The organism is Vreelandella andesensis, from assembly GCF_003989795.1.
Classification (GTDB): Bacteria; Pseudomonadota; Gammaproteobacteria; order Pseudomonadales; family Halomonadaceae; genus Vreelandella; species Vreelandella andesensis.
In genome coordinates, this window is the sequence record NZ_RZHG01000010.1 from 209,827 (window position 1) to 226,913 (window position 17,087).

The following is a 17,087-nucleotide window of genomic DNA, read 5'->3' on the forward strand; positions in this document are numbered from 1 at the left end:
CGGCCTGAGGCGCTTAATCGCCTTGCCTGTTTGTATGTTAATTGTAAGTGAATTGTTTTTTAACGTATCAGAATTTATTTGAATTCACGTTGTTAATTTTTTAGTTTTTTTTGTTTTGGTATGTCATCCCGAATTCGTTATGCATCAAATTTTATCGTGAGCTATCGCGGTTATTTTTGTACTCAAATCTATTTATTTTGAGCGTCGGTTTTAGCTGAATTTCTGTTACTAGCTTGGATGGTTGGAAAGTTAAATTATTGATTATATTGTATTAATTTAAAAACAGGTGGTAACACTTAGTATCAATTGGATACAAATTTACTTAAATTAACCCAGCTTGCCACCTCAAAAAGCCCGGTTAGACTCTCAAATAGTCAGCCTAATTGCACCTTGTAGGGAAGGCGTCATCAATGCCAAAGGCTGATAGTGAGATTAAAAAAAAGAGAGTGATTCCTGTTACATGCACCTCGTGGTGCGTTTAAAAACATCTAATTAAAACCGTGGGGTGGAGCATGTATTCAATGTCGTTTTTTTCTGGCAAAGCAAAGTCTTTTCTGGGTTCCGTTCATGAAGGAGATCGTTGGGCTAGTGATACCTTCAGTGACAATTATTTACAGGTAGTGCCGCAACCTTCTCCCTGGGAGTCATCCATCAAATACCTAAGGATGTCTTGGGAAGATGCACGCAATGAAACCTCGGTCTTCGAAAGCGTTGAGCGCCCCTTTGTTTTCGAAAATCTACCTACGCCTGCCTTGGGAAGTCTAAAGATTCGACTGGAAGCTTTGGATGAGCGTGGTCGCGTGTTACCCGAATCGGACATGAGCATTGACCTCGATGTGATTCCCGAAAGCGATGGCGCTACAACAGCTTCCGAGCCGCTAGAAGAGCTCCTTTTTGAACCGGTAAGCAGTGCCGCACTCACATCGCTTGGGACGGAAGAACCGGATCTCCCTCAGAGCGACGACAGCCCGTTTATGGCTCTGACCGTAACATCCGCTACCTTCACATCCCTGCGCATACAGGCCGAGGATACGGATGCAAGCGATGGTGCCTCGGCGGCTATTTTGGGTTCTGGTATTAACGTAGTGGATGACCCCGCCCAACCGAATACCGTGAATGCCGACGGAGGGGCGTACGTTGATTATGGTGACAGTGTTAACAGTGGGGAGACGCTGACGTTCACGTTTAGCGTTCCGGAAACGGGGGAGTACGACCTTGCATTGGGTTATGCGCTGAATCAGAACGACGATGGCTCAGATAGCAACCGTCCCTTGCGGCTGGACGTCAACGGCGAACTGGTTGATCGCATGTTTGATCTGCCGAGCACGACCCCAAGTGATTCCACTGATTTCAACGAGTTTGGCGAGCGGACCATTCGTGTGCAGCTTGAGGCGGGTGAGAACACGGTTACCTTCTCGTCCAATGGCGCCGGTGGTCCCAGCGTCGATTATCTGGAAGTGCGCGCCCCCGATCCTGACGTTTATGTGATTCAGGGCGAGGAACTTGCGCTCGAGCCAGCTATCGACAATAAAAATGGCGCCACTAATCGGGTGGTTACCCTCGACAATATCACTGACTTTACTAACGGCACTGAGATCTTCCGGGTAGGCGCCGAAGGCGCAAGCTATCTTGACTGGGCATTCGGCAACGCCAGCGCCCACGGCGAGTTCACCCTGGACGTAGCCACTGCCGGCACCTACAGCGTTACCGTGACCTACGCATCAAGCTCTGAACGTCCTTTAGACCTGTCCTTGGTTGAAGGAAGTGAGCTCACCACGCTTGGGACCTTCGACTTTGCAACGACAATCGCGCCTGTTTACTACCCAGACGACGTCAGCGATGTACCCGCCGCCAATTTACCTAGCGGCCCAAGTCAATGGGAAGGCTGGTCCACCGAGACGATGGAAATCACACTGGCCGCGGGTACCAATACCCTGCGCCTGGGCGGTTACAGCAATGGTCCTAATATTGACAAGATTGAGGTGTCGCTGTTGAGTGCTGATCCAGTTGATCCGTCGCAGCCAACGATCGATGCCATTGTCGTTCAGGCCGAAAATGCTGAGTTAGCTGCCAGCAATGATGCAGGCACTTTGGTACGCGACGCCGAAAACCCCGAGACCAGTGCAGGCTTCCAAGGCCTGCGTCCCGACTACTCTGGTACCGGCTATGTCGACTTCGGCAGTGCCCCAGGTGACAGCCTGACGTTTACTGTCAATGTGGCCGAGGCAGGTGAATATGATCTCAACTTCCGTTACGCCAGTAACGGTTCCCGCCCGCTGGATTTGACGGTAAACGGCAATGCGGCAAGCCTGCTGGCTTTCGATACCACCGATCCTGATGGCAACGGCCTCGAGGAAGGCTTCGACAACTGGGGCTATCAAACACTGACAACGGCGCTGGCTGTAGGGGATAACACCATCACGCTAAGCATCCCGGCGGGAGCCAACAGAGGCCCTAACATCGATCGCCTGGAAGTGACCACCGCGGGCACTGGCCCGGTAGGTGATGTGCAAGCGGATGCGGATGCCACGCCGCTGGTCTTCAGCGCAGACAGCACCATGATCGATGGCACGAACGTCAATGAAGCTGGTTTCAGCGTGACCGGACTCGATGACGATATTGTCTCCGTAGGGGTGAGCTTTGATGGTGGTGTTACCGTTGAAGAGGTCACGCCAAATTCGGATGGCAGCTTTGTGTTGGATTTATCTGGTCAAGACGATGGCGATCTTTCAGCTACCTTGATTGCCATGGACGCTTTTGGCAACCGCGCAGAGCAGACATTGGATCTCACCCTCGATACCACTGTCGATGAGACCGGTCCGGTGGCGCTTGATATTACCTTCGATGACGCTACCATCACGCCTTATAACGAAACCCAGGACAATCCGGCAAGCGGCACTGGCGCTGCGGTAGAAGACGATGGCGCCACGCTCACGTTGAACGATAACGTCTGGAAGCGGGCCGATCTGCCGAGCAGCTACACCATCACCGGGGATACTCTGCTAACGCTGGATCTGGCTATCTCAAGTTCGCCGGAGCCAGAAATTGTTGCCATCGGCTTCGATGCCGATTCCAACCCGTTTAACGGCGGAGACAGCCTCTACCAATTGGGTGGTACCCAAACTCAAGGCGGGTTTATTGACCTGCGTGGTCAGGGTGTCGATAACGGTGATGGCACCTTCCGCTTTACCATCGACCTGTCGGCGCATGCGGGCACGACCCTCGATTCACTGGTATACATCAATGACGATGACTTAGGTGAAAAGGGCAGCGCGAGCTTTAGCGCCGTAAGCCTATCGGAAAACGAAGTAGACGACACCGATACCAACAGCGCACCGCGCGTGGTAGGCGGCGGTATCGCTGACCTTAGTCTTGATGAAGGTTCGAATATCGAAGTTGACTTGCCCTTTGTCGATGATGATGGCGACACGCTCAGCTTCAGTGTTGACATAACCGACAGCGACGGCCAGCCGGTAACGGTCGCTGGCCTGAGCGTTGAAGGCCAGGTGCTGTCCGGTAACCTCGGTGGCCTAGCGCCGGGCAACTACACTGTATCGGTGACCGCCGATGACGGCACTGCCAGTACCTCGACCGAGTTCGCGCTAACCGTCGAGAATATTAACGGGGCACCCGTGGCGGAGCCTGCTGCACTTGAGCCGTACTTTGGCGAAGTAGGTGAGAGCTTCATCCAGATCCCCCTTGCCGATTTTGCTTCTCTGTTTTCCGATCCCGACGGCGACAGCCTAACGCTATCCGCCGAGGATTTGCCTGCGGGTCTTGACGTGGTGGACGGCATTATTCAGGGCATCCCTAGCCAAGGGGGCGCTTTCGATGTGGTCATTCGAGCCACCGATCCGGACGGTCTGTCGGCGACCCTGGCGCTGAGCTTCGTCATCGAAGGCACTCAGATCGGCGATTCCATCACCATTGAGGCGGAAAACTTCACTGATCTCAATGCTGATAACTTAATCGTGACCGGTAACGCGTTCGCATCTAACGAACAGCTTATTCGACTCACCAGCAATACACCTGCCACTATCGGTACCGATTTATTAGCCGGTGGCGTGGAGCCCGGCTGGTATACCGCGCGCCTGTATGTGTTCGACGAAACAGATGGGGAGGGCGAATTAACCCTGACCATTGGCGATACCACCCTCCAGGCACGCAACGCCGCAAGCGATACGCTGAGTTCCGCTGTCGTGCTTAGCGACGACTTCGGCACCATTGTGGGCAGCGGCCCGCGTGGCAACGCTGGTCAGAGTGGTAACCGCAAGGAAATTGTCTTCGAAACGCCCTTCGAGGTCACCGCTGGCGACCTGGCGAGCCTTGAGCTTCGCGGTGCGGGTGGCGAATTGATGCGCATCGACTCCCTAGTGCTTGACCGCATTGAAGAGCCGACCAACGCCGCGCCGACACTTGAGGGGTTGGCGGCCGATGTTAGCGTTGACGAGAACAGCGCGACCGTGGCAAGCCTGATCGTCGACGACGCCGATGGTGATAGTCTCACCGTGACCCTTTCCGGTGCCGATGCTGCACTGTTTATCTACGATGAGATGAGCGGTGAGCTCGCGTTCATTAATCCGCCGGATGCAGAGTTGGCCGCCGACAGCGATGAAGACGGTGTCTACGAATTGACCGTGACCGTATCCGACGGAAAAGACAGTGTCTCCCAGAACACCTTGATCACCGTGAAGGATCTTAACGAGCGTCTCGTTATTAACCAAACTGTCTTCTCGGTCGACGAAAACCTGACCGAAATTGGCGCGATTCCCATCGTTGACGAGGATGGTGTTACAACGGGTCTCAATGCGCCAATGTTCGCCATCACCGGTGGCGTCGACGCGCCACTATTTACTATCAACGAGACTACCGGCGTGCTGAGTTTTACCAGTGCCCGGGACTTCGAGTTGCCGGTGGATGATGACGAAGATGGCGTTTATGAAGTGGAGGTAACTGTCACTGATGGGGATCTTAGCGATGTCCAGACCTTGGCCGTTACCGTCAATGACGTCGATGAGACAGCCTTCTCACCGATCAGCCTGCAAGCAGAAGACGGCGTACTTACCATCCTCGACGACGGCAGCAATGCCAACGTCACCACCGTTCGCGATGCTAATAACCCGGAGACAGGAAGCGGCTTCAGCGGGTTGCGCCCGGATTATTCGGGCACCGGTTACGTTGATTTCGGCGATACTGCCGGCGATGCCATCACGTTTGCGTTTACAGTGCCGGAAGCGGGCAGCTACGATCTGAATGTTCGCTACGCCAGCAATACTACGCGGCCCCTGAACCTAAGCGTCAACGGCGGTGATGCCACTGAACTGCCGTTCGCCAGCACCGACCCCGATGGTAGCGGCGTCGAAGAGGGATTCAATCACTGGTTGTTCGAGACGGTTACTGTCACCCTCGAGGCAGGAGATAACACGCTCTCGCTGGCGATTCCTCCGGGCGCCAACACTGGCCCCAACATTGATCGAATCGAAATCACCGAGGCAGGTAGCGGGCCGATTACCGAAGACACCTCGGCTGATGAGGATGGCAATTTAACCCTGACCGCCGCCGATGACATGCTGGACGCCGGGCAGCTCGCTACCGCGATGTTCAACATCGCGGGTGCGGATGATGACATCGTTACCTATGAAATCAGCCTCGATGGTGGTACCACTCGCACACTAGTGACGCCGGATATCAATGGCGATATCGCGGTGGATCTTACCGGCCAGAGCGGCGATGTCAGCGTGACGTTGATCGTCACCGATGCTGTCGGTAACGAGGCCCAGGCCAGTGATAGCGTGACCATTGATGAAGGCGATACGGGCCCGGCGCCGTTCTCCTTCGTAATCGAGGGAGAAGCCCTGACGCTGTTTGATACCGACAACGTGGGCGACACCCTGGATACTCAGGTGCGCGACGCGAACAATCCCGAGACCAACATCAGTGCTGGAGCAGATGGCTTATGGGATGGCTATTCAGGCACCGGCTATCTGGACATGGGGGGTGATACCGGTGACGCCGCCGCTTTTGACGTCGAGGTTGATGAGGCAGGTACCTACACCCTGACGGTTCGCTATGCCAATGCTGGCGGCAACGGCGCCGATCGGCCGATGGATATCCTGGTTGGCGGGGAATCTCAGGGCAGCCTCGACTTTGCCTCGACCGGTGTCGACGCAGCCGGATGGGAGAACTGGACTGAGACCACCATCGAGGTCGACCTTGAGGCAGGCAGCAACACCATTCGCCTGGAGAACCTGAACGGGAACGGCCCCAACATCGATCGTCTCAGTGTGAGTCGAGGCGGTATCGAGCCGCCAGATGTTATCGAGCCGGGCGAACGTTTCTCGGTCAAGATCAATTTCGAACCCGAGGGATTTGCAACGCCGGAGGGCTATATTGCCGATAACGGCAAGGCGTTTGGCGCTCAGTCGGTGACCATCGACGGCCAGACCTACCAGTACGGTTGGGTGACGGAAGCGTCGATTTACGACGATGAACCCGGCACAACGCCGCTGGATATTTCGAGTTTGACCAGCGTGGCGGTTAACGACCGAACCGACGATATCGCCGGACTCGACCCACGCCAGGGCACCTACGCCCACTTCGACCAGCCCGCCGCCAACTACGTGCGCGCAGGTTGGGAAATGGAGCTGGATGACGGCTACTACGAGGTGACCATTGCCATCGGTGACACTTCTGGCCCCTACGATAGCGTCAATGCCATTAATGCCGAGGGCGAGGCGTTCAATGACGTCTTCACTCCGTTCCGGCCCGATGATTTTCCGGAGGACAACAATCCTGCTAACGACACCCAAGGCTTCCGTTCGGACCTGGTGACTCGCGTGGTGCAAGTCACCGACGGTCGTCTGACGCTCGACTCTCTCGGGCTCGGTGATAATACCGAGATCCAGTACATCGAGATCCAGTCGCTGCCCGACCTGACGCCGGATGACGATCGCGAAGCGCCTGAGGACTATGCTCTTTTCAATGACCCCAGGGCCATTGCCGGTGTCGGTGCAAATGTGATCCGAGTAGAACTCGACCCGCAAGATGGCAGCGTGCCGGTGAATGTCGATCCTGGTTCGGACATCTTCGTGGGTATTTCTGTGGTCGACGGACGTGGTGGCGCTTTACTAGAAAGTCTTGATGATGGGTCCGTGCGGCTGTTTGAGACCGTCACCGGCGAGGAAGTTAGCCTTAACGTCAACACCACTGGCGGCTTCGATTCCCTGACTATCTCGCCAAGCAGCATGCTCAAGGAGCATACCAGCTATACCCTGGTGATCGACGGCTTCCAGGATCGCGGCGAAAACGACAATCCCGATGCACCGACCCGGCTGTTCCAGAAATTCACCAACACCTTCGTTACCGGCGAGGCGCAAGAAGTCGTGCCTCGGGAAGTGGCCTTCAGCCATACAGTTGAATTGAACGGTGCCGATGACAACGCCTTCCAGTTCACCTCGCTGGAAATCTCGCCAGACGGCGCCAAGATGTACATCTCCAACATGCTGGGTCAAATCAAGCGTTACGATATCGATCCGCAAACCGGGGCGCTGTCCGACGAGCAGGTTCTGTCGTTAGATATCTTCCAGGGCGATTCGAGCGGTCCTCGGGGCATCATTGGCTTGGTCTTCGACCCCACCGATCCCAATGTTCTGTGGATCACCGATAACTACCCGATTCCGCTCACTGGCAAGGACGATGGCGTACCCGACTTCAGTGGACGTATTCTGAAGATCACACTGGATGAGGGCGAGGCCTTTGGCGCAACCGCCGAGCCTTATATCATCGGCTTGCCGCGCTCGAGTGGCGACCATGTCACCAACAGTCTGGAATTCCGGGCCAATCCGGAATACGACGCCGCAATCAACCCGGATGTGCCGACGCATCTCCTGTACCTGGTCCAAGGCTCCAATTCAGCGATGGGCGCACCGGATAGCGCTTGGGGTAACCGCCCTGAGCGTCTACTCAACGCCACCGTCATGGAAATCGATCCGACGCGTGACGCACCGGCGGGCGGCTTTGATGTGACCACCGAACCCTTGCCCGATGATGGTTTCAACCGCCGTTTTACCGACGATGACGGGGAGAATTTCAAGGCCGACCCGATTGCCATGGGCAACGACCGCTTCCTGGTGTTCGCGCCCAACGGTACCGCGACGGTCGAGAATTCCAACGGCGATGTGATCGAGAGTTACTACGACCCCTTCGCGGAAGACGCCGTGGTTAAGATATTCGCCACCGGCATCCGCAATGCCTACGACTTAGTCTGGCACTCCGATGGCAATCTCTACGTACCGACCAATGGCTCGGCAGCAGGCGGCAACGTACCGGACGACCCCTCGACGCCTGAAAACGAGTACCAGAGCAACGTCGAAAAACAGGACGACTACTTGTTCACGGTCGAAAAGGGCGGTTATTACGGTCACCCCAACCCCCTGCGCGATGAGTTCATTCTCAATGGTGGTAACCCGACCTCGGGCAGCGATCCCAACCAGGTGAACAAGTACCCTGTCGGTCAGCAGCCCGACCCCAACTATGACATAGACGGCGTCTACTCACTGGGTGAAAACCGCTCTCCCAACGGCGTGATCGAATACACCAATGGCGTATTCGGCGGTAACCTTCAGGGTAGCGTGCTGTTTACCGAGTATTCCGGCGGCGACGACATTCGCTCCATTACCTTTGACGCCAGCGGCAACATTATCGGTGACGAAGTACTGCGAGATATCAATGGCAACGTCATCACCTATATCGACCCGCTGGATATCATCGAGAACCCGGCTACCGGTCAACTCTACCTGCTGACGCTTAACCGCAACAATGGCCAGAGCCAGATAGTGCGCCTGGACCCGGCACCCGGCGGTGTGATTGATCCGGTTGATCCGGTTGATCCTCAAGATCCTATCAATGGCCTAGTATCGTTGCTAACTATCCAGGCTGAGGACAACACACCTAATGACGGCACTTCCGTGACGATTGCTGAAGGCAGCGGCGCACAGATACAGATTCGCACCAGCGACAACCCCGAGCCGAATCCCAGCCTGGCGACAGGACTGCGTCCCGGGGCTTACGGCCTCGACGGCAATACCGACGACAGCGATGGGGTGCTTGGGGGCTATGCGGACTTCGGCAGCACCAACGCTGACTTCTTAACCTTCAATTTCGAGCTTTCCGCAACGGAGGCAGGAGAATCGGTACTGCGGGTGCGTTATGCCAACGGAGGAAGTGGCGATCGACCGCTGGAAGTATTCGTCAATAATATCAGCGTTGGTACCCTAAGCTTCAGCCCGCCGGCAGGGCTTACCGGCGATGCTGCCTGGGCCGAGTGGATGACACTGGATATTTCCGCTGAATTGGCGTCCGGACTCAATACCGTGCGCTTCCAGGCTATCAACAATACGGGGCCGAACATTGATCAGCTGGAAGTGCTGCAGGCACCCCAGGACGCAACCCCTGGCTACGTGGAATACGAGGCGGAAGGTGCCGTGCTCGATGGGCCGGTGATCGTTACCGCTGCTGAAGACGACCGCAATGCCTCCGGCGATGGCTTCGTCGATTTTGATGGTACAGGTGATCAGAGCATTACCTGGACGATCGAGGTGGCGGAGGCGGGTACCTATGAAATCGGTTTCCGCTATGCCCTGTCTGCCACCAAAGCCGATCGGCCGATGGTTCTGAGTGTCAACGGTAACGACCTGGAATCGCTGCCATTCACCGGTCAGAGCAATGTTGCGGAAGACGATTGGTACTACCAGACCACCACCGTGACCCTGAAAGCGGGCACCAACAGTATTACCGTTACCGCGCCCGATGCCAACGGTCCTAATATTGACCTATTGCGCGTCTCGGATGAGCCGCTTGATATCTTCGAGCCACGCTATGCCGACATCGACGGCAGTGGGCGTATCGAGCTGGAAAGTGGCGATACGGCGCGTGCTTTGAACGAACGCACGGCAGACTTCTACTTCACGGTGGATGAAAACGGCGCCTATAAACTTGACCTGGCGGCCAATAGCGGCGCTTCCAATGGCGGGCAGCTGACCCTGTTACTCAACGGCCAGCAGATTGATGCAATAGCCTTCCCCGGAGCAGGCGATGCCGGTGAGGAGTCGGTTTACATCGAGCTTGAAGCGGGCGTCTCCTACCACCTGCGAGTGATATCCGAGGCCGATGGTGCCAACGAGATCGACTATCTGGATGTGTCTTTGGCACCGGGCGATCCGGATGCGGATATCGGGATTCAAAGTGGTGACGCCGCCTATTATTCCGACCGCTTGCACTTCAGTTACCTCGAGAACAATAGCGCCTCTAACCCTAATCGTGACTACAAGGAGGATGGCACCGTCACCATCAGCAATACCGGCACCAGTGAACTGACCTTCATTGACGTTGATCTCGACGGTCCCTTCAAGCTTGCCAATCCGTCGATCTTCAACGGGTTGAGCCTGGCTGCCGGGGCGTCCATCGCTGTCGAGGTGCTGTTTGATCGTAGCGCCTATGTGCCGCCGACCAGTGATGGAGGAGATGGTGTTTTTGAGGGTGTTCTGCGCCTGATCACCAACGATGCCGACACCCCGGTTGCCGAAGTGCATCTGGCGGGTTTCTGGCAGCAAGTCGACGAAGGTGGCTGGGAGCCCAACGTTAATGAAGTTTGGGAGGTGTTCGGCTTTGGCAACGTGATTGACGGCTTGTCCACCTTGCGGGGGGGCGAGAACTCGGTGCTCAATGACTTCGATCTCTACCGCCCGATAAACGATGATGAGGTGATGTCACGTTACTGGAAGATCGCTGAGGGTTTCGAGTCAGCCAAGATTACCCAGCTGGCGGCTTATCATGGCGATGGTGGTGCCACAATGGGCATTCATAATCCCGGCAACAAGGGCCAGGACGTGATCTTCTCGAACCACGCTGGTAACAACAACCAGACGCTGCTGCCGATCAAGAGCAACGGCCAGTTCGCGACTGCGACATTCACGCGCGACCGGATCCCCGACAGCTGGATCGGCAATGATATCTTCGGCATTGAAATCGCCAACCTCTCTACCGACCCGTCGCTAAACCCCTCGGGAGGCGGCACGGTGCCGGAGGATGCCGCGGGTATCGAGCGCGGCTACACGGTGCGCATGTTCCAGGCGCTGGATGCCAACGGTAACGTGATTCCCAATACCTACCTGGGCATCATGGATTACACCGGCATCAACTACGACTACAACGACAATATGTTTGTCATCGAAGGGATATCACCAGTCTCCGGCGCTGAGATATCGATCATCAATCTGGATGGGGTGCCCTCGAACGAGCGCCTGGTGATGAGTCGGATCGAAGACCCGGCCAACAGCAGTCAGGTGTTCCACGACGAATCCACCTTCACCATCACCAACGGTGGCTTTGTTAATCTGGAGATCAGCAGCCTGGAGATCACCGACCCAACGCTGTTCGAAATCGTGGGAGCGACAGAAAACCTTATCATTCCTCCGAGCGGTACCCTGGACGTGACGGTTCGCTTTATCGCCAAGGATTTCGACGATGCAACGCTGTACGAGACATCGTTGCTCATCAATTCCAATGATGCCAATGCGGGTCAGAAGGTCATCCAACTAGCGGGGCTTGCCCAGGGGAAATCAGAAAGTGGTATGGAGCCGTTGGTGCAGGAAATCGTTGATGCCTTCGGTTTCTCGACCAATGTCGCAGAAAGTGAGATGAATAAGGGCGGCCTGGTGGAGGCCAATGGTGACGAGATCCTGTCACCTTACTTCCAGCGTGCTGATGCTGGCTCACCCATCAAAATCACCCAGCTGGCGGCGTATCACACCCAAGGTGATGTGGCTCGGCTGTACATACATGATGTCGATAGCCGCGATATCGACGAGGTGATTGCGCATGATGAGCAGGATGGGCAAACGCTGCTGCCACGGGCACTAAATAGCGGCGACCAGTTAGCCGTGACTACACTCGACCGCGACGCTCCCTTCGGCTTCTTTGCCGACATCACCGGGCGCGAGGGTTATATTTCTTGGTCTGACCCGGATGCCAACCTCTACGAGGACACCATTGATGCCATCGGCAGGCCGGGTACCAACCTCAGTTGGGATGAGAATGACGGCCATCTGATTCGCGTCTACATCGCCAAGGATGCCGACGGTAACGTAATCCCGAATACCTATCTTGTCATCCAGGATTACGCCGGGGTGAACTACGACTACAACGACAACATCTTCCTGTTGGAGAACGTCACTACGTACGACCCTACGGGCGCAGAAGATGCTGACGGCAATGGCCGGGTGGATCTGTATGACGATGACAACAACAACGGCGTGCCAAACTTCATCGATAACCCAGAGCCAGACCCAGAACCGAGCGAGCAGACGGCCTTCAATGATAGCGAAACACCTTGGGCAGTGGGTGCCGAAGGACTAGCCTTGGAGGCGCGCTTCTACGACAACGGTGGCCAAGACGTTGCTTACAATGACTCGGATTCAAGCCATCAGGGTGCCGCCTTCCGATCCGATGAGGCAGTAGATATTTCCACGCCATCGTTGGCGATTGGCTTTATTGAGGACGGCGAGTGGGTGGAATACACCATTAATGTCGCGGAAGAGGGCGTTTATGATCTCGACTTCCTGACCTCGATGAATTCTTCAAGTCCAGGCGCGCGCTCAATTACCGCTAGCTTCGCTAAGGGTGATACGCCCTACGCGACAGCATCACCGGTAGGTGTCGCACCAACAGGCAGTTGGACCAACTTCACCCAAACCGACACCACCCAGGTATCGCTTGAAGCCGGTGAGCAGGTGCTGCGGCTGACGTTTAATGGCGGCCCCATGGATCTGGCATCGTTTAATCTGGTGCCCGTTGAACAGGCTCCGACGAACCAAGCGCCAGAGGTGGGAGCCGGCATTAACGACATCACTTTGGTGGAGGGTGAAGCGATTGACTTCAGCCTTCCCGGCGATGCCTTCACCGACGCTGATGGCGATAGCTTGACCTATACCGCTAGCGGTTTGCCCGACGGCTTCTCAATGTCACTGGACGGGGTTTTCTCCGGTACGGCTGCCACTGCGGGAAGTTTCGATATTATCGTGACGGCGTCGGATGGCCTAGAAAGCGTTCAAACAGCGTTTACGTTAGCGGTAGAGGAGGCTCCGCTAGAGGACGGGCAGCAGGCTTACACGGCTGGGGGTGAGCCTTGGCAAGTCAGCAATGACTTTAGCTTAGCAGCGGTTAACTATGACGAGGGCGGCCAGGGCGTGGCCTACAACGACTCCAGCGAGGTTCAGCTTGGCAGCAATTTCCGCGGTGAGGGAGTGGATATTGTTGGCGACGGCGATGCTATCGGCTGGGTGCAAGAAGGTGAGTGGGTGGAATACACCCTCAACATCCAGCAGTCGGGGCTCTATGATCTGTCGTTCCTGTCGGCTCTCGGTAACAGTAGCGGCCCTCAACGTAGCATCACGGCGACTTTTACCAAAGGAGACGGAACGCCCTATGTTACGACCGACCAAGTCGTTGTGTCGCCGACCGGAGGCTGGCGAGACTTCCAGCCTACCGATACCACCCAGGTAGCGTTGGAGGCTGGCGAGCAGGTACTGCGGCTTACCTTTAGCGGTGGTTCCCAGGATCTAGCCTCGTTCAGCTTAGAGCGTGGGGGGCAGCAGCCGTTTAACGCCGATGGAACTCCTTGGCTAGTTGACGCCGATGATGGCTTGGCCCTTAATGCGGTTCAGTTCGACAAAGGTAAGCAGGGCGAGGCTTACAATGAGCTGTCTTCGGCGCAACTGGGAACGAACTTCCGCGACGAACCGGTGGACATCGTGGGTCAGGGAGAGGCGATTGGCTGGGTTCAGAATGGCGAATGGGTGGAATACACCATTAATGTCGAACAGGCCGGTAGCCACACCTTGTCGTTCGTTACCTCCACCCCCAACAATGGGCGCAGTATTACAGCGTCGGTTGAACAGGATGGGGTGACCTACGATCAGGCAAGTGCCTCGGTGCCCAACTCCGGCGCATGGGGCACCTACGTTGATGGGCCCTCAGTGACCATGGAGTTGGAAGAGGGTGTTCAGGTGTTGCGTCTCACCTTCAATGGAGGATCTCAGGACTTAGCTTCTTTCCAGATCAGTCGTGATTCGGATATCAGTGCGGCCAGCGTTTCGAATATGGACATGATGATGGCCATGTCCACCGAAACGAATGACGTTTCTACTCCTGAAGAAGCGCTGGTTGCGTTAAGTGAGGATGTCAGCATCAGCGGCGTGCAAGAAGATGGCCAGGGGGTCTTAATGTAAAGGGCGCCCTTGTAATCGTATCGACGAGATCTTAAAACACGGCAGGGGACGGCACATCTGGAACGTCCCCTGGTAACTGGCACCGGCCCTGTGTGGCTGGGCCAGTTACTTTTATTTTTTCGACGTGAAGCGCGCGTGTACAACAATTGCTTGCTGGTAGCGACAGGGAAAGTGTCGGCCTTAGCTTCACGGATTCAGGTATGACAGAGGAAGAAGCGGCTTCTTATATAGGCCGTACTATTCATTATGGGGAAAACTCAGTGCAGTTACTTGAGGCTACGTGCAATAACCCAATATACGAAACGGAGGTTGTCACTGCCGGTGATTTTTTAACGAGTAATAGATTCCCATTGAACAGCCTTGAAATAGATAGTCCATCCGTAGAATTATTGAGAGTAGAATGCGCTTCAGTAAGGTATGGGGTAGGGTTGGGCGTTATCAAAAAAGATGAAACAACAGGTTATATTTCCTGGGACGGTGCGTATTTTCTAATTACGAAACAATGATAGAAAATAATGCTAGCACTTTCATGAAGCTTTGCTTTTTAAAAAAGTGTTGGGTGCCTATTTCTTGATTTAAAATATAGCTATATCAATCGATCTAAACGAGACCCCCATTCCTTACATGCTCCTCGCAATCGTTATATCAGCTTACTCAAGACACCACCACGATTGTATGTGCCTGTCGTTTATCAAAACAGAAAGCTGACCAGTTGCATTTGGTGGGGGCATTTTCACGCCGCACGCCATCGGTGTACTTATAATATATTTAACATTGCTGTTATTAAACTCCCATCTAGTGGTGCGGCATACGCCGGTACCCTCAGTTATCTCTTCGCCACCGACGACTAGCATATCGGGCTCATCGGTGATGCTCTTTGGCTTGTTCCAGGCCGTGTAATGAAATTCATTTGAGGGAGTAGCATTCACGAATACCGTATGTTCTGAGGTATTGCAGACGAATGTTTCTGATGCAACTGCATTAGAAATGGCGAACGATCCTATAATAAAGAAAGGTATATTTTTTAGTATGGTTTTCATGGGTCGATGGCCTAATAAGACGTTGAGAAAAGACTTGGAAGCTTGTGCCAACTGGCACACAAAGTGGGCTGGCAACCATCCGGTGATTTTCAACCCAGTTGTCCAAATGGCTGCCTCTAAGCAGCCTGTTTATTACGCTCGATTTCGTGCATTTTTCCAGGGTTGAGCGACACCGAACCGAGCACCTCCCAGTTTCGGGTGCTGCCCGACCAGCGTTGTGGATGCCGGCGCTTAGCCCTTTCGTAAACCGCTTTGCGGTGCTCAAGACGTTCTCGGTCGACACCTCGATGCCGATCAGCGGGTGTCACGTACCGAATGCCACTATGCAGGTGCTGTTCGTTATAAGCGCGTTCGAACGCCAGCATCCAGTCTCGTACCGCACTCAGCGATGCAAACCCCTTCGTAGGCCACGCGGGGCAATATTTGACGGTGCGGAACAACGCTTCCGAGTAAGGGTTGTCATTGCTCACTCTCGGCCGGCTGTAAGACATCAACATTCCCAGCTCTGTTAATCTTGCTTTAAGCGTATAAGACGTCATCGGCGCACCGTTATCTGAGTGCAGCACCGGGGGCTGATGCCAGCAGCCTTCTCGCAATAAGGCGCGTTCCAGCAGTTGTTTCGCTAACTCGCCTGATTCCGCCTCATGGACTTCCCACGCGATGATTTTGCGGCTGTAGATATCCATGATCAGATAGAGATACCAGTGCTGACCACGCACAACGGAAGAACAGTAGCTGATATCCCAACACCAGACCTGGTTCGGCCCAGTGGCCGTAAAGCTCGTCGGCTCAGGTACTGGTCGGCGTGGTTTCATTCGCCCTCGGTGGTGCTGCTGTTCGTGCTTTTTCAGCACCCGGTAGAACGACGATTCGGACGCCAAGTAGGCCCCTTGATCGGCCAGTAACGGCACGATTTGAGACGGCGGCAGGCTCTGATACTCGGGGCGATGGCAGGCGTTCAAAATGGCCTGTTTCTCCTCGTGAGTCAGTTGATGCGGCTGACGGCCTTGTACCGCGTGTGGACGCTGATCCTCAGCCACCGCGCCACACGCAGAACGCCAGCGTTTCAGTGTGCGCTCGCTCACGTCGATAATCGCCGCTGCTTGATAACGGGAAGCACCCCCCGTTATCGCTTCATCAAATAACGCAATGAGCCTTGCACGTTCCTCAAACGGCGTCAGTCGTCCTCGCCGCTGTTCGGGTCTTCGCTGTACAAGGCGTCGAGCTTTTTTGAGAGCACCAGCAACGACGTGGTTTCCGCTAGGGCTCTGTCTTTGCGGCGCACTTCCGCTTTGAGTTGTTTGATCGTCTTACGGTCTTGTTTACGCTGCTTTTGTGCCGTTTTTTGCTGGTCTTCTTGTTGGCCAGCGCCCTGGAGACAAGCGGCTTTCCACTGCTGGATTTGCTCGGGATAAAGGCCTTTTTCGCGGCAGTAAGCACCAAGCTCTGTTTCTGAGAGGGTGGCGGTTTCGATGACCACGGCAAGCTTGGCGTCAGGCGACCACTCGTTGTCGCTTTGGGTGTAACCCGGCACAGGCACTCCTTTTTCTCGACACTGTTTTAACCAACTATACAGCGTCGCGTCAGAGATGCCTTCTTCAGTGGCGACCGACACCACACTGCGATTATGGGGGGGCAACAACTTTTTCAGTACGGCGGCTTTACGCTCTGCAGAATAACGTGGCACACGTGCTCCATGCCGCTCCCTCTGGAATAGATTTGGGCAATATCGCCAACCGGACAACTAGGTTGACAGAGGGGG

At 55.2% G+C, this 17,087-nt stretch carries 4 protein-coding genes; 2 read left to right on the forward strand and 2 right to left on the reverse strand.

Features of this window, described 5'->3' with window-relative positions; translation table 11 throughout:
- The first annotated feature begins 521 nt into the window (after window positions 1-521).
- Both ELY33_RS06095 and ELY33_RS06100 read left to right on the forward strand, forming a co-directional pair.
- On the forward strand, window positions 522-14,285 hold the full coding sequence (locus tag ELY33_RS06095; protein WP_244208567.1) for a carbohydrate-binding protein: 13,764 nt from the start codon (window positions 522-524) through the stop codon (window positions 14,283-14,285).
- A 200-nt stretch (window positions 14,286-14,485) separates the two neighbouring features.
- Window positions 14,486-14,791, forward strand: a complete 306-nt coding sequence (locus tag ELY33_RS06100; RefSeq protein ID WP_126945468.1) for a hypothetical protein — start codon at window positions 14,486-14,488, stop codon at window positions 14,789-14,791.
- 144 nt (window positions 14,792-14,935) lie between these two features.
- Here the strand turns inward: ELY33_RS06100 and ELY33_RS06105 are convergent, their stop codons facing one another.
- Both ELY33_RS06105 and ELY33_RS06110 read right to left on the reverse strand, forming a co-directional pair.
- Entirely contained in the window at window positions 14,936-15,325 is a 390-nt protein-coding gene (locus ELY33_RS06105) for a hypothetical protein (protein WP_126945471.1), read from the reverse strand.
- 116 nt (window positions 15,326-15,441) lie between these two features.
- Window positions 15,442-17,012, reverse strand: a protein-coding gene (locus tag ELY33_RS06110; RefSeq protein ID WP_126942763.1) for an IS3 family transposase whose coding sequence is annotated in 2 segments (ribosomal slippage) — window positions 15,442-16,559 and window positions 16,559-17,012 — 1,572 coding nt in all. Because the reading frame shifts where the segments join, the coding sequence is not laid out codon by codon here.
- Between the last annotated feature and the right edge of the window lie 75 nt (window positions 17,013-17,087).

What these genes read in the sequence shown, in the direction of transcription:
- ELY33_RS06100 (WP_126945468.1), top strand. Translation starts at nt 14,486, where the DNA reads ATGACAGAGGAAGAAGCGGCTTCTTATATAGGCCGTACTATTCATTAT.
- ELY33_RS06105 (WP_126945471.1), bottom strand. Translation starts at nt 15,325, where the DNA reads ATGAAAACCATACTAAAAAATATACCTTTCTTTATTATAGGATCGTTC.
- ELY33_RS06095 (WP_244208567.1), top strand. Translation starts at nt 522, where the DNA reads ATGTCGTTTTTTTCTGGCAAAGCAAAGTCTTTTCTGGGTTCCGTTCAT.